At 69.7% G+C, this 18,245-nt stretch carries 20 protein-coding genes; 11 read left to right on the top strand and 9 right to left on the bottom strand.

Annotation, left to right across the window (positions count from 1 at the left end):
• Nucleotides 1–50 precede the first annotated feature (50 nt).
• The 3 genes from ABZX79_RS25720 to ABZX79_RS25710 are packed head-to-tail and all read right to left on the bottom strand — an operon-like array spanning nt 51 to nt 1,297.
• Nucleotides 51–185 carry a hypothetical protein gene (locus tag ABZX79_RS25720; RefSeq protein ID WP_355262162.1) on the bottom strand — a complete coding sequence of 45 codons (135 nt, stop codon included), beginning with the start codon at nt 183–185 and terminating at the stop codon, nt 51–53.
• A complete protein-coding gene (locus tag ABZX79_RS25715; RefSeq protein ID WP_355262159.1) occupies nt 182–937 on the bottom strand; it encodes an SDR family NAD(P)-dependent oxidoreductase in 756 nt (251 codons plus the stop codon). Before ABZX79_RS25715 ends, ABZX79_RS25720 begins: the two co-directional genes overlap by 4 nt.
• 9 nt (nt 938–946) lie before the next feature.
• A complete protein-coding gene (locus ABZX79_RS25710; RefSeq protein WP_355262156.1) occupies nt 947–1,297 on the bottom strand; it encodes a YnfA family protein in 351 nt (116 codons plus the stop codon).
• A 61-nt stretch (nt 1,298–1,358) separates the two neighbouring features.
• On the opposite strand from ABZX79_RS25710, the gene ABZX79_RS25705 reads away from it, so the two are divergent.
• The 3 genes from ABZX79_RS25705 (at nt 1,359) to ABZX79_RS25695 (ending at nt 3,057) form a co-directional block, all read left to right on the top strand.
• Nucleotides 1,359–1,829 (top strand): hypothetical protein, encoded by a 471-nt coding sequence (locus tag ABZX79_RS25705; RefSeq protein WP_355262153.1) that lies wholly within the window; start codon nt 1,359–1,361, stop codon nt 1,827–1,829.
• Nucleotides 1,830–1,903: 74 nt separating this feature from the next.
• Complete coding sequence (locus tag ABZX79_RS25700; protein ID WP_355262150.1) at nt 1,904–2,506, top strand: TetR family transcriptional regulator; 603 nt, start codon at nt 1,904–1,906, stop codon at nt 2,504–2,506.
• A gap of 44 nt (nt 2,507–2,550) precedes the next feature.
• Entirely contained in the window at nt 2,551–3,057 is a 507-nt protein-coding gene (locus ABZX79_RS25695; protein WP_355262147.1) for a MarR family winged helix-turn-helix transcriptional regulator, read from the top strand.
• Nucleotides 3,058–3,060: 3 nt separating this feature from the next.
• On the opposite strand, the gene ABZX79_RS25690 is transcribed toward ABZX79_RS25695, so the two are convergent.
• The 3 genes from ABZX79_RS25690 to ABZX79_RS25680 form a co-directional block, all read right to left on the bottom strand.
• Nucleotides 3,061–3,810 carry a Mut7-C RNAse domain-containing protein gene (locus ABZX79_RS25690; RefSeq protein ID WP_355262144.1) on the bottom strand — a complete coding sequence of 250 codons (750 nt, stop codon included), beginning with the start codon at nt 3,808–3,810 and terminating at the stop codon, nt 3,061–3,063.
• A gap of 269 nt (nt 3,811–4,079) precedes the next feature.
• Nucleotides 4,080–4,319, bottom strand: a complete 240-nt coding sequence (locus ABZX79_RS25685; protein WP_355262141.1) for a hypothetical protein — start codon at nt 4,317–4,319, stop codon at nt 4,080–4,082.
• A gap of 130 nt (nt 4,320–4,449) precedes the next feature.
• Nucleotides 4,450–5,031, bottom strand: a complete 582-nt coding sequence (locus tag ABZX79_RS25680; protein WP_214973260.1) for a hypothetical protein — start codon at nt 5,029–5,031, stop codon at nt 4,450–4,452.
• Between the two features lie 130 nt (nt 5,032–5,161).
• On the opposite strand from ABZX79_RS25680, the gene hemL reads away from it, so the two are divergent.
• From hemL to ABZX79_RS25640, 8 genes are all read left to right on the top strand, one after another.
• Nucleotides 5,162–6,478, top strand: a complete 1,317-nt coding sequence (gene hemL / locus ABZX79_RS25675; RefSeq protein WP_355262138.1) for a glutamate-1-semialdehyde 2,1-aminomutase — start codon at nt 5,162–5,164, stop codon at nt 6,476–6,478.
• Nucleotides 6,475–7,152, top strand: a complete 678-nt coding sequence (locus tag ABZX79_RS25670; protein ID WP_355262135.1) for a histidine phosphatase family protein — start codon at nt 6,475–6,477, stop codon at nt 7,150–7,152. Before hemL ends, ABZX79_RS25670 begins: the two co-directional genes overlap by 4 nt.
• Before the next feature lie 141 nt (nt 7,153–7,293).
• On the top strand, nt 7,294–8,550 hold the full coding sequence (locus ABZX79_RS25665; RefSeq protein WP_355262132.1) for a hypothetical protein: 1,257 nt from the start codon (nt 7,294–7,296) through the stop codon (nt 8,548–8,550).
• A gap of 118 nt (nt 8,551–8,668) precedes the next feature.
• Nucleotides 8,669–9,241, top strand: coding sequence for a TlpA disulfide reductase family protein (locus ABZX79_RS25660; RefSeq protein ID WP_355262275.1), 573 nt, complete (start codon nt 8,669–8,671; stop codon nt 9,239–9,241).
• 4 nt (nt 9,242–9,245) lie between these two features.
• On the top strand, nt 9,246–10,013 hold the full coding sequence (locus tag ABZX79_RS25655; RefSeq protein WP_355262129.1) for a cytochrome c biogenesis protein CcdA: 768 nt from the start codon (nt 9,246–9,248) through the stop codon (nt 10,011–10,013).
• Nucleotides 10,014–10,018: 5 nt separating this feature from the next.
• On the top strand, nt 10,019–11,764 hold the full coding sequence (locus tag ABZX79_RS25650) for a cytochrome c biogenesis protein ResB (RefSeq protein ID WP_355262126.1): 1,746 nt from the start codon (nt 10,019–10,021) through the stop codon (nt 11,762–11,764).
• Nucleotides 11,761–12,840, top strand: coding sequence for a c-type cytochrome biogenesis protein CcsB (ccsB, locus tag ABZX79_RS25645; RefSeq protein WP_355262123.1), 1,080 nt, complete (start codon nt 11,761–11,763; stop codon nt 12,838–12,840). Before ABZX79_RS25650 ends, ccsB begins: the two co-directional genes overlap by 4 nt.
• Nucleotides 12,841–12,891: 51 nt before the next feature.
• Nucleotides 12,892–13,470 (top strand): hypothetical protein, encoded by a 579-nt coding sequence (locus ABZX79_RS25640; RefSeq protein WP_355262120.1) that lies wholly within the window; start codon nt 12,892–12,894, stop codon nt 13,468–13,470.
• Here the strand turns inward: ABZX79_RS25640 and ABZX79_RS25635 are convergent.
• The 3 genes from ABZX79_RS25635 to ABZX79_RS25625 all read right to left on the bottom strand — a co-directional run bounded on the left by ABZX79_RS25635 (nt 13,440) and on the right by ABZX79_RS25625 (nt 18,244).
• Nucleotides 13,440–14,996, bottom strand: coding sequence for a hypothetical protein (locus tag ABZX79_RS25635; RefSeq protein ID WP_355262117.1), 1,557 nt, complete (start codon nt 14,994–14,996; stop codon nt 13,440–13,442). The two genes, ABZX79_RS25640 and ABZX79_RS25635, sit on opposite strands and share 31 nt — an antisense overlap.
• A gap of 8 nt (nt 14,997–15,004) precedes the next feature.
• Nucleotides 15,005–17,050, bottom strand: coding sequence for a hypothetical protein (locus tag ABZX79_RS25630; RefSeq protein ID WP_355262114.1), 2,046 nt, complete (start codon nt 17,048–17,050; stop codon nt 15,005–15,007).
• A gap of 780 nt (nt 17,051–17,830) precedes the next feature.
• Nucleotides 17,831–18,244, bottom strand: coding sequence for a PLD nuclease N-terminal domain-containing protein (locus ABZX79_RS25625; protein ID WP_355262111.1), 414 nt, complete (start codon nt 18,242–18,244; stop codon nt 17,831–17,833).
• Nucleotide 18,245: the final 1 nt, after the last annotated feature.

Below are 18,245 nucleotides of genomic sequence, written 5' to 3'. Positions count from 1 at the left end.
AGGCGGCCCGCGTCGGGAGTTCGTTTCCCGGCGCGGGCCGTTTTCGGGGTTCAGGTGAGGAGCTGTGCGCGCAGGCGCGTGATGAGGTCGTCTGTGGTGCGGTAGCCGCCGAGGTCGCGGACGTTGTGCAGGCGCTCGAAGGGGATGTGTCTGCTGCCGTCCGTGGTGGGCGGTGTCGTGGTCACAGTTCGCGGTGAACCTTGGTGTTGGAGGCCTGGGCGCGGGGGCGGACCACCAGGAGGTCGATGTTGACGTGGCTGGGGCGGGTGACCGCCCAGGTGATGGTCTCGGCCACGTCGTCGGCGCTGAGGGGTTCGGCGACGCCCGCGTAGACCTTGGCGGCCTTTTCGGTGTCGCCGCGGAAGCGGGTGGTGGCGAATTCGTCCGTCTTGACCATGCCGGGGGCGATCTCGATGACGCGGACCGGGGTGCCGACGATCTCCAGGCGGAGGGTCTCGGCGAGGACGTGCGCGCCGTGCTTGGCGGCTACGTAGCCGCCGCCGTTCTCGTACGTGCCGTGGCCGGCGGTGGAGGAGACGACGACCACCGTGCCGTCGCCGCTCGCGGTGAGGGCGGGGAGCAGGGCCTGGGTGAGGTTGAGGGTGCCGATGACGTTGGTCTCGTACATCTGGCGCCAGTCGTCGGGGTCGCTGGTGGCGACGGGGTCGGCGCCGAGTGCGCCGCCGGCGTTGTTGACGAGGACGGCAAGGGTGCGGAAGGCGGTGGCGAACTCGTCGACTGCCTCGCGGTCGGTCACGTCCAGGGCGTACGCCGTCGCCTGGTGGCCGGCGGCGGTGAGCTCGGCTTCCAGCGCTTCGATGCGGTCCTTGCGGCGGGCGGTGAGGACGACGCGGTAGCCGGCGGCGGCCAGTCGGCGGGCGGTGGCGGCGCCGATTCCGCTGCTCGCTCCGGTGATGACGGCGATAGGCGTAGACATGGGGACAGGCTAGCGATGCCGTGGTGCGTACATGATGACGGCCATCCCGGCGAGGCAGATGAGGGCGCCGATGACGTCCCAGCGGTCGGGGCGGTAGCCGTCGGCGATCACGCCCCAGGCGATGGAGCCGGCGACGAAGACGCCGCCGTACGCGGCGAGGATGCGGCCGAATTCGCCCTCGGGCTGGAGTGTCGCCACGAAGCCGTACGCGCCGAGGGCGATGACGCCCGCGCCGATCCACAGGAGGCCGCGGCCCTGGTGGCGGGCTCCGCCGCGTACGCCCTGCCAGACGAGCCAGGCGCCGCCGATCTCGAAGAGGGCGGCGAGGAGGAAGAGGGCGGCGGAGCGGGCGACGGTCATGCGTTCAGCGTGTCATGGGGGGAGAGGCGGCTCCGGCGGGAGAAATCGGTATGTTCTGGGCATGGTTGCGATGCGGGTGCGCAGGGTTGTGGCGGTGGGGGCCGCTGTGATGGCGATGGTGGCGGGCGTGGGGGGTTTTCGGATCGCCCCTGAGGCGGATGTGGCGTATCGCGGGCACGCCATGCTGGACGGGGGACGGCTCGGGGTGTGGCTGGAGACCGGGAATCGCGGGCCTTCGGGGGTGAGGGACGCGACGGTGCGGGTGCGCTTTTCGGTGCCGTTGGAGGGTGCGCGGGAGCTGCCGCCGCACTGCCTTTGGGGCGGGGAGCGTGAGGCGCTGTGCCGGACCGGTGTGTTGCGGGTGGGCGGGAGCGGCCGTGACTTCGCGTTCCATTTGCGGGCGTCCGGGGATCCGTCCGAGGTGGTGGTGCGGATCAGTACGGCGTGGAACGGCGGTGCGACGGATCGCAATCCGCGGAACAACGAGCACGAGGTGCTGGTGCCGGCGAGCGGGGACGGCTACTTCTTCTGAGTTCCTGTGAGCTCCTGTGAGTTCCTTCTTTCGAGCTATGGAATGTCAACGGCTGTTGGCCTACAGTTGTTGACATGAGTGAAACGCCTGCTCCCGACGCTCCGCCACCCCGCCGGTCCGACGCCACCAAGGCGGCGATCCTCGACGCCGCCCGCGAGCGTTTCGCGGCCGACGGGTACGAGCGCGCCACCATCCGCGCCATCGCGCGCGACGCCGGGATCGACCCGTCGATGGTGATGCGCTACTACGGCAACAAGGAGGGGCTGTTCGCCGCCGCTTCGGAATTCGACCTGCGCATGCCGGATGTGGGGCAGCTGGCTGAGCTGGGCGGGCTGCCGGGCAAGCATGTGGGCGCCGTGCTCGTCGGCCATTTCCTCGACCGCTGGGAGGCGGACGAGGTGCTTACCGCCCTGCTGCGGGTCGGTGTCACCAACGCCGCCGGGGCGGCGCGTATGCAGGCCATATTCCGGGAGCAGCTCGGGCCGGTGGCCGCCGGTGTGAGCCCGGATCCGCAGGAAGCCCCGATGAGGGCCGCGCTGGTCGCCTCCCAGATACTCGGCATGGCCATGGCGCGGTACGTGCTGCGGCTGCCGCCCGCCGTGGAGATGACGCGGCAGGAAGTGATCGACTGGCTGGCGCCCACTGTGCAGCGGTATCTGACGGCGGAGCGGCCGTAGCGGTCGTAGCGGGTGGAGCGCTCTTTGCTCCGTACACTTTCTGCATGCCGCAGAAGAAGCGCAGGAGCAGCGACAGCAGTACGGCCCGGCGCGGTGTCCTGGTGGCCGAGCTGACCGCCGAATCCCGCCGCTACATGGCTTCGTACGCTCTCTTCAGCCAGGCGGTCGCCGACCATCTGGGGCTGCACCCCACCGACTTGCAGTGCCTCAATCTCCTCAACCTCGAAACCGGTCCGGTCACCATCGGACGGGTCGCGGAGCTGACCGGGCTCACCACCGGGTCCGCGACCCGGCTCGTCGACCGGCTGGAGCGGGCCGGGTACCTCACGCGGCGGCGCGACACGCAGGACCGGCGCCGGGTGCTGGTCGAGGCGGTGCCGGAGCGGATGGCCGAGTTCGGCGCGGTGTGGGAGAAGCTGAGCGGCCGCTGGGCCGAGATGTTCGACGCGTACGACGATGACGAACTCGCCCTGATCATCGCCCACATGCGGCGGACGGTGGAGGTCAGCGCCGCGCAGGTCGAGCGGCTGCGCGGCGGCGAACTGGACTGACGGTCAGGATGCCTGCCGCTGCGTTTGCGCGTCGCCGTACGTACGCATGACGTCCTCGACGATCGTCTGCAGGCTGGAGTGGTGTGCGCCGTTCCAGTACACGCGGGAGCACGTGGTGCACTGCGCGAAGGCGTCGTACGAGCGCTCCGTGCCGCTTTCGAGGAGGCCACTGACGGACTCCTTACTGGTGTGCTTCAGTTCGCCGTTGCAGGCGACGCAGCGCGTCCAGGGGTCGAGAGCGGGCGCGAACCGGCTCAGTACGTCGTCGAGCTGCTCCTTGGGGCGGTCGCTGTAGACGTACGCGCCGGCCCAGAGCTCGCGGCGCCGCAGCAGCCCCCGGTCCCGCGACAGCAGTACGCGCTGCTCGCGCGCCGAGTGCGTGGCGAGGGCCGGGTCGCCGATGTCCTCGCTGAAGTAGGCGGCGTCGACGCCCAGCAGCCGCAGCCGCCGCGCCAGCGTGCCGAGGTGTACGTCGAGGAGGAAGCGCAGCGGCGCGCCCGGCACCCGCTGCGGCCGTTGCACCGCGCGGACCTCGACGCTCTCGCCCGCCGCCGGGATGTGCGAGACCGGGACCTCACGGCCGTCGACGAGCAGGCGTCCTGCCTCGGTGAGCGGGATCCCCAGCGACTCGACAACGTGGCCGAGCGTCGAGGCTCCGTCGGTGGTCAGAGCCGTACGCCCGGCCCGCCGCTCGGCCGATACGAAGAGGTGCAGTTCGGGGGCGACGCTGAGGTGGATCTCCGGTCCGTTCACGCCGCCAGCATGCCATTGGGGCGTACGCCGCATCCAGGGCTTTCTGGCCCGTGAAGGCCGCCGCGTGTTCCCGCGCCCAGGCGGCGAAGGACCGGGCCGGGTACCCGGTCAGCTCCTCGACGGTGCGGGTGAGGGGTACGGGGGGAGCGGTCGTTGCGCGCCCAGTGGTCGAGGAGTGAGTCCGCGAACGAGCCGGGGAGGTACTGCGCCACGGCGGCTTTCCAGGCGTCGCGGCTGACGGCGTTCCGCCGGTTGGAATGTTCAGGGCGTCAGGGTCTGGTCCCGGGGTCCGACACCGGGGCGCGGTAGAGGTCGTCCAGCTCCGCCCAGGATTCCCTGATGATGCACTCGGTGACTGCCATCAGGTCCAGTTCCGCGAGCCGCGCGGCGCTCTGCGAGTACGGCGGCGGGGCCGGGTGCCTCCGCCGCCACCAGCAGGAACACGCGGCGTAGATGCCACTGGCGCACAACAGGGCAGGTATGGCCAGGGCAGCCAGAACGTCGCCCACGGCGGGCCTCCTTCAGCGTCGATGCCCGTTGCATCGGCACGCTGAAGCGACTGCTGAAGATCACAAACCGGACATGACCGGACCGACCTTTGATCGAGAAGTCACACTCTCGGGTCGGGCCGGGGGAGGGTCATGGCCAGACCAGGCAGTACGGCTGGTGGCCCGCCTCGTGCAGGCGGTGGCTGAAGTCCTGCCATTCGTGGAGCAATTGGTAGACATTGAACGCGTCGCGCGGCCCGCCCCGGTCCGGGACCGTGGACCAGATGAAGGCGGCCGCGCCCACCGACTCCTCGCCGATGCCGCGCAGCGGGTCGACGACCGTCATGGGGAGTTTGACCACCGCGTAATCGGGGTGGAGTACGACCAGTTCGAGCGGCGGCACCTTGTGCAGGGGTATGCCCTCGATACCGGTCAGGACCATCGCCGCCACCGTCTCCGGCTTGATCTTCGTGAACATGCCGCCCATGCCGAGCTCGTCGCCGCCCAGCTCCTCCGGGCGCATCGAGATGGGCACGCGGGCAGCGGTGGCTCCGTTCGGAGCGCCGAAGTACTTGTAGGTCACCCCCACCCGGCCACTCCTGTTTCCCGTGTCCGCGATCGCCTCGCGCTCCCGCTCCCGAGCCTGCTCGCGCTCACGCCGATGCCGGCCGCGCTGGGCCCGCTCAGGACCCAAATCGTCGGTCCCCTCGCCCACTCCGCCACCGCGATGCATATCTCCACCCGACCACTCGCGGCCACGGCCGCGCAACCCGATCATCGTGTCAGTGACCTCCCCCACGCCCGTGCGGTGAAACACGTGTGGTGAAACACCTGTCCGCAAGACCGTCGGAGCCTCTGACACCATGGCTTGTGTGAGCTTCCCCTATGACGCCCCAGTTTCGCAGACGCTTTTCGACCGCGCGTCCCTCGTGACGCCCGGCGGCGTGAACTCTCCGGTCCGCGCATTCCGTGCCGTGGGCGGTACGCCCCGCTTCATGGTGTCCGGTACCGGTCCGTACCTCACCGATGCCGACGGCCGCGAGTACGTCGACCTCGTGTGCTCGTGGGGGCCGATGATCCTCGGCCACTCCCACCCCGAAGTCATCGCCGCAGTCCAGGAGGCTGTCGCCCGCGGCACCTCCTTCGGTACGCCCGGCGAGGGCGAGGTCGCGCTCGCCGAGGAAATCGTCGCCAGGATCGCGCCGGTCGAGCAGGTACGGCTGGTCTCCAGCGGCACCGAGGCGACGATGTCGGCCATCCGCCTCGCCCGCGGCTTCACCGGCCGGGCGAAGGTCGTGAAGTTCGCCGGCTGCTACCACGGCCATGTCGACGCGCTGCTCGCCGCCGCCGGGTCCGGCCTCGCGACCTTCGCGCTGCCCGACACGCCCGGCGTGACGGGCGCGCAGGCCGGCGACACGATCGTTCTGCCGTACAACGATCTCGATGCCGTGCGGGCCGCCTTCGCCGCGCACCCCGGCGAGATCGCCTGCGTCATCACCGAGGCATCGCCCGGCAACATGGGCGTCGTCCCGCCGGGGGAGGGGTTCAACGCCGGGCTCAAGGAGCTGTGCCAGGCCGACGGCGCCCTCTACATCTCCGACGAGGTCATGACCGGCTTCCGTACGTCGAAGGCCGGCTGGTACGGCATCGACGGCGTCGCGCCCGACCTCATGACCTTCGGCAAGGTCATGGGCGGCGGCTTCCCGGCCGCGGCCTTCGGCGGCCGTAAGGACGTCATGGCGCACCTCGCGCCCGCCGGCCCCGTCTACCAGGCGGGCACCCTCTCCGGAAACCCGGTCGCGACCGCCGCCGGGCTCGCGCAGCTGCGGCTGCTCGACGACGCGGCGTACGCGAAGGTCGACGCGGTGTCGAGGGAGATCCAGGAGCTCGTCACCCTGGCGCTCGCCAAGGAAGGTGTCGCGCACCGGCTTCAGACGGCCAGCAACATGTTCTCGGTCTTCTTCACGGCCGACGAGGTGCGCAACTACGACCACGCGCGGACGCAGGAAGCTTTCCGCTTCAACGCCTTCTTCCACTCGATGCTCGCCGACGGCGTCTACCTGCCGCCCTCCGCCTTCGAGTCCTGGTTCGTCTCGACCGCCCACGACGCGCGGGCCATCGAGCGCATCGCCGCCGCCCTGCCCGCCGCCGCCCGTGCCGCAGCGGAGGCGACGGCATGAGCAGCGAGACCACCGTCGTCCACGTGGTGCGGCACGGCGAAGTGCACAATCCGGACGGGGTCCTGTACGGGCGCCGGACCGGGTACCACCTCTCCGAGCTCGGGCGGCAGATGGCCGACCGGGTCGCCGAGCACCTCGCCGGGCGGGACATCGCGTACGTCGTCTCCTCGCCGCTGGAGCGCGCCCAGGAGACCGCGACGCCGATCGCCAAGTCGCACGGTCTTGACCTGGCCACCGACGAGCGGCTGATCGAGGCGGCCAACGTCTTCGAGGGCAAGACCTTCGGGGTCGGGGACGGCGCGTTGCGCAGGCCGGCGAACTGGAAGCACCTGACGAATCCGTTCCAGCCGTCGTGGGGCGAGCCGTACATCGAGCAGGTCGTACGGATGATGGGCGCCCTGAACGCGGCGCGCGACGCGGCGCGCGGGCACGAGGCGGTCGCCGTAAGCCATCAGCTGCCGATCTGGACGCTGCGCAGCTTCGTCGAGCGGCGGCGGCTGTGGCACGACCCGCGAAAGCGGCAGTGCACGCTCGCCTCGCTCACGTCGTTCACGTTCGAGGGCGACAAGATCGTGTCCGTCACCTACAGCGAGCCGGCCCGCGATCTTGTGCCGGCGCATCTGCTGGCCGGCGCCAAGCCCGTAAAGGGTAAAGCGAAGGCATTCGGCGCGTAATATCCGCCGCTTTCCGGCCACTCCTGGCAAAAATGTGCCGGTTCGCCGGAACCCGTTTCCGCACCACCGCCTCTTACCCGATGTCCGTTTGTATGACCGGCGGACGTCAACGGGGACGACAAGCGCGGATGGGGCGACGGTATGCGGGACATGAGTCGAAGGGGTCTGCTCGGACTGGGACTCGGAGCAGCGGCCGCGGTCGGCATAGCCGGCTGCGGCCCTTCCGGTTCGACGGAATCGGGTGCGGGCCGCACCGGCGGCGGCAAGGGCGGCGGTGAAGGCGGTGGCACCCCGTCGCCCACCAAGACCGGTGGGGACGTACGCCTGATAGGTGACGGCTCGACGGCCGACACCGGCAAGCAGCCGAACCAGCCGGACAAGCCCGTCCCCCTCCAGCCCGGCGAGACCCCGCCGCAGTTCGTGATCTTCTCCTGGGACGGCGCGGGCGAGGTCGGCAACGGCCTGTTCCCGCGCTTCCTCAAGCTCGCCAAGGACCACGACGCGGCGATGACTTTCTTCCTCTCCGGGCTCTACGTCCTGCCCGAGTCGAAGAAGAGCCTCTACAAGCCGCCGAACAACCGCGTCGGCGCCTCCGACATCGGTTATCTGACCGACGGGCACATCAAGGACACGCTGAAGTACGTACGCCAAGCCTGGCTCGAAGGTCATGAAATAGGCACCCACTTCAACGGGCACTTCTGCGCCGGCTCCGGCTCGGTCGGCAACTGGACGCCCGCCCAGTGGGAGAACGAGACCGCCCAGGCCAAGTCCTTCGTCACCGAGTGGAAGACCAACAGCGGCTGGACCGACCTCGACCCGCTGCCCTTCGACTACGAGAAGGAACTCGTCGGCGGCCGCACCCCCTGCCTCCTCGGCCAGGACAACCTGCTCCCGACCGCGAAGAAGCTCGGCTGGCGCTACGACGCGAGCTCGCCCGGCGGCCGCCAGATGTGGCCCGCCAAGCGGGGCGGCCTGTGGGACCTGCCGCTCCAGGCGATGCCTTTCCCGGGCCATTCCTTCGAGGTGCTCTCGATGGACTACAACATCCTCGCCAACCAGTCGAAGAATTCGACTCAGGGCATGCCGTCGCGCTACCCCGGCTGGAAGAAGCAGGCCACGGAGGCTTATCTCTCCGGTTTCCGGCGGGCGTACGAGAGCAATCGCGCGCCCTTCTACATAGGCAACCACTTCGAGCAGTGGAACGGCGGAATCTACATGGACGCCGTCGAAGAGGCCCTCAAGGGCATGGCGGGCAAGAAGGACGTACGCCTGGTCTCCTTCCGGCAGTTCTGCGACTGGCTCGACGTGCAGGACCCGAAGGTGCTCGCCAAGCTGCGTTCCCTCGAAGTCGGGCAGTCCCCGGCGGGCGGCTGGAAGTCTTTCCTTAAGGCCTCTTGACAAGGGGCTTTACGGGCACCATGGGGGGCGCGGAAGATCGCTGGAACGCTCATGCGAAACTTTTCACATGAGCCTCAGCCGCGCCCCCCGCCGCCGCTCGAACCGCACCCGCCGCGCCATGTCGGCGGGCGCCGTCGTGATCGCAGGCGCACTCGCGCTCTCCGCGTGCGGAGGCGACGGCAGTACGTCGTCGGGCTCGGGCGGTACGAACTTCGTGACCAGCAGCGCGGGCCTCTCCACCGTCGCCAGGGGTGAGCGGCAGGACGCCCCCAAGCTCGACGGCACGACCCTCCAGGGCGAAAAGCTCGACATCGACGACTTCAAGGGCAAGGTCGTCGTCATGAACGTCTGGGGTTCGTGGTGCCCGCCCTGCCGGGCGGAGGCTCCGTATTTCGCGAAGGTCGCCAAGGAGACCAAGGACAAGGGCGTCGAGTTCGTCGGGATCAACACGCGTGACAACTCCACGCAGCCGGCGATCAAGTTCGAAGAGGATTACGGCGTCGCGTATCCCAGCTTCTATGACCCGATCGGCAAGCTGATTCTCCGCTTTCCCAAGGGAAGTCTGAATCCGCAGGGCGTTCCGTCAACGATCGTGATCGACCGCGAAGGGAAGATCGCGGCGCGCTCGCTGACCGCCCTCAGCGAGAAGAAGCTGCGCGAGATGATCGACCCGCTGATCGCGGAGAAGTGACCAAGTGAGCTTTCTCGCCGCCGCGGTCACCGACCCGAACCCGACGGTTCTGAGCGGTGCCCTGATACTCGCTCTGCCGATCGCCGTCGCCGCCGGTCTCGTCTCGTTCTTCTCGCCGTGCGTGCTGCCGCTCGTACCCGGCTATCTGTCGTACGTCACAGGAATCAGCGGCACCGACCTGGCGGAGGCCAAGCGCGGCCGCATGGTCGTGGGCGCCTCGCTCTTCGTGCTCGGCTTCACCGCCGTCTTCGTCTCGACCGGGGCGCTCTTCGGTTACTTCGGCAACACGCTCCAGGAGTACCAGCAGACCCTCTCCAGGGTGCTGGGCGGCCTGATGATCCTCATGGGTGTGTTGTTCATGGGGGTGATGCCCTGGATCACCCAGCGCGAATTCCGCATCCACAAGCGGCCGGCGGCCGGTCTCGCGGGCGCGCCCGTCCTGGGCGCACTCTTCGGCATCGGCTGGGCGCCGTGCACCGGCCCGACGCTCGGCGCCGTCCAGACCCTCGCGTTCAACGAGGCGAGCGCGGGGCGCGGGGCCATACTGACCGTCGCGTACTGCCTCGGCCTGGGTGTGCCCTTCGTGCTCGCCGCGATGGCTTTCCGGCGGGCGCTCGGGGCGTTCGCCTGGGTCAAGAAGCACTACGTGTGGGTGATGCGCATCGGCGGCCTGATGATGATCGTGACCGGCCTCCTGCTCGTGACAGGGATCTGGAACGGCATCATTCAGGACATGCAGGGCTGGACGAACAGCTTCACGGTGGGGATCTGAGTTCCATGAGCAAGACCGAGACGACGGACGAGGCGACCGCCGCCGACGAGCAGGAACTCGGCGAAGCCGGCGCCCAGCTCTCCACCGCCCCCCAGGAGCGGACGGTCCCCGGCTCCTTCGGCGGCGTGATGCAGCCCGGTGCGGCCGGCCGGATCGCCTGGGCCTGGCGCGAGACGACGGGCTGGGTGCGCTGGTTCTGGCGGCAGCTGACGTCGATGCGGGTCGCGCTGATCCTGCTCTTCCTGCTCTCCCTGGGCGCGATCCCCGGCTCGCTCGTTCCGCAGACCGGTGTGGACGAGACGAAGGTCGAGGAATTCAGGGCGGCGCACGAGACGCTGGCCCCCATCTACGACGATCTTGGTCTCTTCGACGTCTACAGCTCGGTGTGGTTCTCCGCGATCTACATCCTTCTCTTCGTCTCCCTCATCGGCTGCATCGTGCCCCGCACCTGGCAGTTCGTCGGCCAGCTACGTAGCCGCCCGCCGGGCGCGCCGGGCCGCCTGACGCGACTTCCGGCGTACACGACCTGGCGTACGGAGACCGAGCCCGAACAGGTCCGCGCGGCCGCGCTGGCGATGCTGAAGCAGCGCCGCTTCCGGTCGCACACCGCAGGGGACGCGGTCGCCGCCGAGAAGGGGTACCTGCGCGAGGCCGGGAACCTGATGTTCCACATCGCGCTCATCGTGATGCTGGTGTCCTTCGCCACCGGGCAGCTCTTCAAGTCCGAGGGCGGCAAGCTGGTCGTCGAGGGCGGCGGCTTCGCCAACACCCTCACGCAGTACGACGACTTCAAGTCCGGGTCGCTCTTCGACCGGGACCACGACCTGGCGCCGTTCAGCTTCAAGCTGGACAAGTTCGTCGGGACGTACGAGCGCTCCGGCCCCCAGCGCGGCACGCCCCGTACGTACGAGGCCCATGTGACGTACGCCAAGGGGGCGGACGGCGCCGAGAAGAAGGCCACGATCGAGGTGAACCGGCCGCTGGAGGTCGACGGCTCGAAGGTCTACCTCATCGGCCACGGGTACGCGCCGGTCGTCACCGTCCGGGACGGCAGGGGCAAGGAAGTCTTCAGGGACGCGGTGCCGCTGCTGCCCATGGACTCCAACGTCACCTCGTCCGGCGCGATCAAGGTGATGGACGGCTACCGCGACAAGGACGGCAAGAAGGACCAGCTGGGCTTCCAGGCGTTCTTCGTGCCGACGTTCGCGGGCGCGGGCAAGGGCACGATGCTCTCCCAGTACCCGGGTCTCGACTTCCCCGTCCTCGCGCTCAACGCGTACCACGGCAGCCTGGGTGTGAACGCGGGTCTGCCGCAGAACGTGTACCAGCTCGACAAGCGCAAGATGAAGGAATTCAAGGACGACAAGGGCGCTCTGCTCAAGCAGCGGCTGCTGCCCGGCGAGACGATGAAGCTGCCGAACGGCGCGGGCTCCATCACGTTCGAGAAGGATGTGAAGGAGTGGGCGACCTTCCAGATCTCGCAGCAGCCCGGCAACGTACCCGCGCTGGCCGGGGCCATCGCCGCGATCGCGGGACTCGCCGGGTCGCTGTTCATCCAGCGCCGCCGTGTGTGGGTCCGGGCGGTGCGGGGTGCGGACGGCGTCACCGTCGTCGAGATGGCCGGACTCGGCCGCAGCGAGTCCTCGAAGCTCCCCGAGGAACTGGCCGACCTGGCCGCAACGCTCAATTCACAGGCGCCGACGGCACCTGATCCCGCTGAACCTGCACCTGTCGAAGGAGTCCGCGCGTGAATCTCGCGGCCGCAACCAACGAGAACCTCGCCAACATCAGCAACGTGCTGATCTATTCGTCGATGGCCGTCTACACGCTGGCCTTCCTCGCGTACATCGCCGAGTGGGTCTTCGGCAGCCGCAGCAAGGTCGGCCGTACGGCCGCCGCGCTGACCGGCGACGGCGCGGCGGCCCATGCACCGTCGGTGACGGTGCGGTCCGGCGGCTCCACTGCCGTCCTCGACAAGCCCAAGATCATCACCCGCTCGGCCGCCGGCACCCGCGACGTACCGGACGGTCCCGGCGCGGCGGGCGGCACGGAGAAGGGCGACCTCTACGGACGCGTCGCCATCTCCCTCACCACCCTCGCCTTCCTCGTCGAGGCGGGCGGCGTGGTGGCCCGCGCCCTGTCGGTGCAGCGCGCGCCGTGGGGCAACATGTACGAGTTCTCGATCACCTTCTCCACGGTGGTCGTCGGCGTGTACCTGGCCATCCTGGCCGCGAAGAAGAACGTGCGATGGGCCGGACTGCCGCTGGTCACGACGGTGCTGCTGGACCTCGGTATCGCCACGAAGTGGCTCTACACCGACAGCGACCAGCTGGTTCCGGCGCTGGACTCGTACTGGCTGTGGATCCACGTCTCCACCGCGATCTTCTGCGGTGCGGTGTTCTACCTCGGCGCGGTCGGCACGCTGCTCTACCTCTTCCGTGACGCGTACGAGGAGAAGCTCGCCGGCGGCGGCGAGCCGGGCGTCTTCGCGACCTCCGTCATGGAGCGCCTGCCGTCGGCGGCCTCGCTCGACAAGTTCGCGTACCGCGTGAACGCCGCCGTCTTCCCGCTCTGGACGTTCACGATCATCGCGGGCGCGATCTGGGCGGGCGACGCGTGGGGCCGCTACTGGGGCTGGGACCCCAAGGAGGTCTGGTCCTTCATCACCTGGGTCGTGTACGCCTGCTACCTGCACGCACGCGCGACGGCGGGCTGGAAGGGCCGCAAGGCCGCCTACCTGGCGCTCTTCGCGTTCGGCTGCTGGCTGTGGAACTACTACGGCGTGAACATCTTCCTCAGCGGCAAGCACTCGTACGCGGGCGTCTGAGACCCCTGAGCAGGAGGTGCGAAAGCGCCGTCGCGGGGTGAGGCTGGAGCCATGGCGGATGTGATCGGTCCGGGCACCTGCGAGCACCGCGAACACACGGACGTGCTGCGGTTCACGCTGAACCTGGCGCACCCCGTGCACCAGGTCTGGCCGGCCCTCGCCACCCCCGTCGGCCTGCGCGGATGGCTCGCGGTCGCCGAACCGCTGGAGCCGCGCCTGGGCGGCGCGGTCACCCTGCGGTGGCAGCTGGGTCTGCCCGGGGGGCACGCCCACGCCCTGGACCCCCGGCCGGACACGCGGGCCGGACTCGGCGCCGGCGCGGTCTCCGAGGGCACCGTCACCGCCTGGGACCTGGAGCACGTCGCCGAGTACACCGTCGGCGCCCAGGGGCGGATCCGCTTCCACCTGGCGCCGGCCGGGGCGACGAACGGCACGGTGCTCCGCTTCACCAACGAGGTGGCCACGCTCGGGTGGGCCGAGCGGCTGAGCCGCCTGGCGGGCTGGCACGAGCACCTGGAGTACCTCGTCGACTTCCTCGGCGGCCGCCGCCCGGACTGGTCGGCGCGGACCCTGGAGCGCTACCGCGAGCTGTACGCCGCCTACGAGGCGCCCGGCGGCAGACAGTCCTGAGCCGGCGGGCTCCCCTCGGGCCAGGCGATCTCCACGAACCGCTGCGTGCCGTCCCGGGCGAGCTCCACGATCGGTACCGCCTTGTTGTACGGGTTGCCGTGGTTGTCCAGGCAGATCCAGCCGCTCGCGCCCTCCACCTTCAGCGGTCCGTTCATCTGCCGCCACTGGGTGACGACATCGCGGATCTCCGGCAGCTTCTCGCCTCCTCCGGCCGCCTCCCGGATGCCTTGCACGGCCGTCGCCATGGCGTCGTACGCGATGATCGCCTGGCCGTCGGTGAGGGACGTCTTGCCGATGGGGCCGATCTCCGGGTCCGCCGCCGCCTTCGCGAGCCGCTCCTTGAAGGTCGTGAACACCGCCGGGGTCCCGCCCGTCTTCGGCGTGCCGGGCTGCCCCTCCTTCCAGGCGTCGGGGTGCGCCAGCGAGGCGTACCGGACGCTGACGCCGGCGAGTGCCTCCTTTTCGGGGCCGTTGTCGCCGCCGAGGTAGGAGCCCTCGTCACCGGTCAGCACGGTGAACTTCCGGTTGTCGCAGCCGCGCCGGCCCAGCGCGTTCACGAACTGCCGCAGCTGGGTGTGACGTCCGGCGAAGAACACCGTGTCCACGCGGTTGCTGCTGCAGAGCAGCAGCGTGATCTGCCGGAAGGTGTTCGCGGTGGGGCCCTCCTCAGTGGGATCCGGCGGGGAGGTGAACAGTTGTGCCTGGTACGGAGCGTCGGTGAGCAGCTTGGTGAAGGCGTCCTTGAGGGTGGTCGTGTAGTGGTCGCCGGGACGCGTGTCCCGTACCAGCACAGCCCTTTTCGCCTCTACCTTGCCGAAGTCGGCGATGGCGCGGGCCTCGTCGTGATTGGTCGGCGAGACGCGGGCGAGACCGGGGTACGGGTCGGCGTCGGGGCCGTCGCCGGGGCCGTTGGCTATGTCGTCGGCGGTGATGGTCGTCCCGATCACCGGGATGCCCGCGCCGGTCAGCTCCTTCACGGCGGCCTTGGTCTCGGCGCTGCTGGTGGCTACCCCGGAGACCGCCCGCAGGTTGTCGGGGCCGTCCGTCATGGCTTTGAGCCGGTCCACCGTCGTACGCCAGTGGGCGTTCCCCTTGCCCGTGTTGGCCAGTACGAGCCGGATCTTCGGCTTCATCCCGTTGGAATCGTGGTTGGCGGCGTACTGCTGGAGGAACGCGCCCTGCAGCTCGTGGAGGACCTTGGTGCGCAAGCCGCTGTCCGTGGAGGTGAGCGGCAGCATCACGGCTACGGTCGCGTACTCACCGGGCTTCAGTCTCTCGTTTTCCCGGGCGATGGCTTTTGCCACGTCGTTCAGTTTTGGCACTTCGAAGGCGTAGCCGTCTCCGGAGACGCCCACGCACTCCGCACCCTCCTCGGGGCGGGCCACGCCCTTGGCGCAGGAGAGGTCGGGATTGAGTACGTGATAGCCGCCGTAGGACAGGGCTGCGGTGGTCGCCAGCGCGAGGAGTACCGTGAGGCCCTTGCGCAGGGGTGTGAACCAGAAGACCCTGCGGAACCAGTCCGTCATTCCCCGCGTCATTCCCCGCCCCCGTCTGTTGGTGTGCCGGCTGTTTGTGTGCCGGCCGGTAGACGCCACTCGCGTACGGCCTGCGGCCATGAGCGGGACGCCTGCCACAGGACTTCGTTGCCCGAACTGTGCAGCTCCGAGAGCAGGCCCAGTTCGTACCCCATCTTTTCGGTCACCTCGTCGTCCGGGAGCGCCAGCGGGTCGGTCAGCTGCCACACCGCGAACAGCAGGCGGCGTATGCGCAGATGGAGCGTGGTGTCGGCGCCCGGCGGCGGCGCCGGCGCCGGTGCGTCGGTGCGGCCGAGCGCCACGGGGCGGCGTACGTCCGGGGCGTCGAAATGTGGCGCCGACGCTATGAAGCGGAGCTCGTCGAGCCAGACGCGGGCGTCGGCGCGGGGGAAGGTCTCGCGGAGGTACGTGACGGCGCCTTCTGTTGCTCCTAGGGCCAGTTCGTGGTGGAGGCGGTGCGGTGTGCTGTTGTTGGCGTAGTGGTCGCGGAGGGTCTGGTGGACCGCCCTCCAGCGGGTGGAGTCGCGGTCGCCGTGTCGCAGGCGGTGCAGCAGGAGCGTGCGCAGCAAGGGGTCGCCCACGAAGTGGCCTTGGGCCGATGGCCAGTGCTCGTCCGCGAGCAGTGTCCGTACGTCGCGTACGGCGGCCAGTCCGGTACGCCCCTCCTCGCCCGGCAGCCGCGACGCGGCCAGTGCCTCCGCCGACGCCACGTCGTGCGCGGGGGCGAGCACGGTGAGCCAGTCGAGCCGGGACGCGGGCACCAGCCGCGCGAGCAGCTCGGCGGCCACCTCCTGGCCCTCGCGGTCCTCGCGGAGGGTGACGGGCGCGGCGAGCAGCGAGGCGGGGGTGAACCGCTCGGGGTGCTCGTCCTGGCCGGCGGCCTGCGCGAGCAGGTCCACTCCCAGCGGGCGGCCGCCCGTGAGGCGGTGGACCGCGCGGGCCAGTTGCGGCTGGGTCAGCTGGCGGGGGTCCTTGCGGTCGAAGATCTGCCGGACGTGCTCGGGGGCGAGCGGGGTGAGCTCCACGGATATCGCGCCCGATGCGATTTCGCGTCCTCGCCGCCAGCCGAGTTCGTGCCGGACCTCCGGCAGGGTTCGGCGTACGGCGTGACGCAGCGCGGGGTGGTCGTGCCCGCGCAGGGCCGCGATCAGCACCACGCGGTCGCGCTTGCCGTCGGCGCGGTCGCGGAGTACGGGCTCGAGGAGGTGGCGGCCCAGGGGTGCCTGGGCGTTGTCCAGCAGGACCACCGGCCGGCCTACGCGGCGTAACCGGCCCATCCCCTGGTAGGCGGCGTCCAGGTCTGCGCGGAGCGCGCCGATGAGGTGGCGCTCGGCGCGTACGCGGTGCTCGCTGCCGCGCCGGAAGTGCAGGGCGAGGAGGGTCAGGCCGCGCTTGGCCTTGCCGCCGGCGCCGGGATAGTCGCCGTACCAGTCGGCGGAGGCGCGCTGGCCCCGGTTGAACAGGTCGTCGAGGAGTGACTCGACTGTTGTCTCCACGACCACGTCGAGGCCCGGGCCGACGCCGGAAGCCATTGCGGCGAACTTCGCTACGACTTTGGTCAGCCAGGTGCGGGTCTGGTTGCGCCAGCGGGAGCCGGGCTCTACGAGCAGGCCCAGGCGGAGGCCCTCGGCGAGGATGTTCTCGTCGTCGTGGGGGCGCCAGCCGAGGCTGGCGACAGCGAGCAGGCCGGCGGCGAGGCGGGGGAACTCCACGGCTCCGGCGCCGTGCACGGAGGGGGCCAGCTGCTCGCCCAGTTCGGCGAGGGCCTCGGTGACGGGCGACCAGGAGAGGGAGGGGGCAGTCCGCTCGGTGAACTCGGCGCGCTCGCAGTCGATGAGGGCGATGGGGGTGCGGTGGCGGTAGGCGGTGTGGAGTCGTTTCAGTACGGCGGTCTTGCCCATGCCGCGCCCGCCCGTGAGGACTACGGCGGGGAGGTCGTCGCGGTGCTCGAAAGGTACTTTCTGGAAACCGCGGGGCGGCAGACCGATGAGCCGTGGCGCAAGACCGTCGAGGACCGCCTCGCGGCCGAACAGCTCTCTGTCCACAGCACCTCCGCGGGCCACATGTGTCGCTACGTCAACTCCAGCTTACGGTGCGTAAGTTGACGCATGCACGGGTTTTCGAATCCGGGGTCGGTGTTTTTCCGGGGCTCCGGGGTCGGTGCCGCGTCGCGGCGTCTCCTCGGTCGTCGAACGTTCGGGCACTGCGTTGCTTCGTTCGCGGTGGTTGCGTTCAACGCCCTGCGGGGAGCGCCCCGACACGTCCCCTCCTGGCACCGTGATGTGCGAGGCGGCCTCCGCCATACGGCGGGCCGGGTTCCTCCTGGGAGCGGGCGATTGCTCCCCGGTGGGCCGTATGGGCCGCTCACGCCACAGTCCTCGTTACGCTCCCGTCCTCCCTCTGGCGCATCGCGATGGCTGTGGGAGTGCCGGTTGGACACACCCGCGAGCAGATGGTGACGGAGTACGACTCGCCGGGGTGGGGCACGGTGTACATGGTTGGGCTGAGTGTGTTTACGGAGGTGTTGGCTTTGCTGACGCTGGGGCTCGTTCGCTCCTGGGGCGAAACCACTCCGGACTGGCTTCCGTTTGTTGGGGGTAAGCGGGTCGACCCCCGTATCGCCACTGCTGCGGGGTACACCGGCGCGGGCCTGGTCGTCCTTGTCTGGTGGGGCAGCCTGGCGGCGATGCTCGTCAGTGACTTTGACCAGGCCGGCAGCCTCGCGGGTGGTCATTACGCCTTCATGTTGGCCTGCTACGCCCCGCTGCTCGCCTGGGGTCCGTTGCTGGCCGCGGTCACCGTTTCGTACGGTCGGCGTCAGCGGGTCAGGGCTTCGGCGGCGTCGGGTCCTCAGGGCCGCCTTCGTCGCGCTGCTTGAGTTCCTCTTCGCGGCGGCGCAGGTCCGCTTCCCAGTCCTTCATCATCGACTCGTCCTTGGCGTTCTCGTCCTTCAGGGACTTCAGGAAGTCGGGGTTGTCGTCGGGGGCGACCCAGTCCTGCTTGTGGCCTCGGTGCCATTCGGAGGGTGTGCTGCCGGAGCCGCCTCGGGCTCCCTTGCGGACCTTGCCGACGGCGAGCCACGCGACGGGGCCGATCAGGACCTCGCCGAAGAGCAGCACGATGATCACCCACACCACCTTGGGGAGGTGGCGGACCTCTTCTTCGGGGGTGTTCAGGCAGTCGATGAAGGCATAGATCCACAGCGCAAGAACGATGAGGAACGGCAGATACCTGAGCATG

This window comes from Streptomyces sp. NPDC002994, assembly GCF_040611155.1.
Lineage (GTDB): Bacteria > Actinomycetota > Actinomycetes > Streptomycetales > Streptomycetaceae > Streptomyces.
Note: the sequence above shows the minus strand (reverse complement) of the source record. Positions and strands in the feature narration are given on the sequence as shown.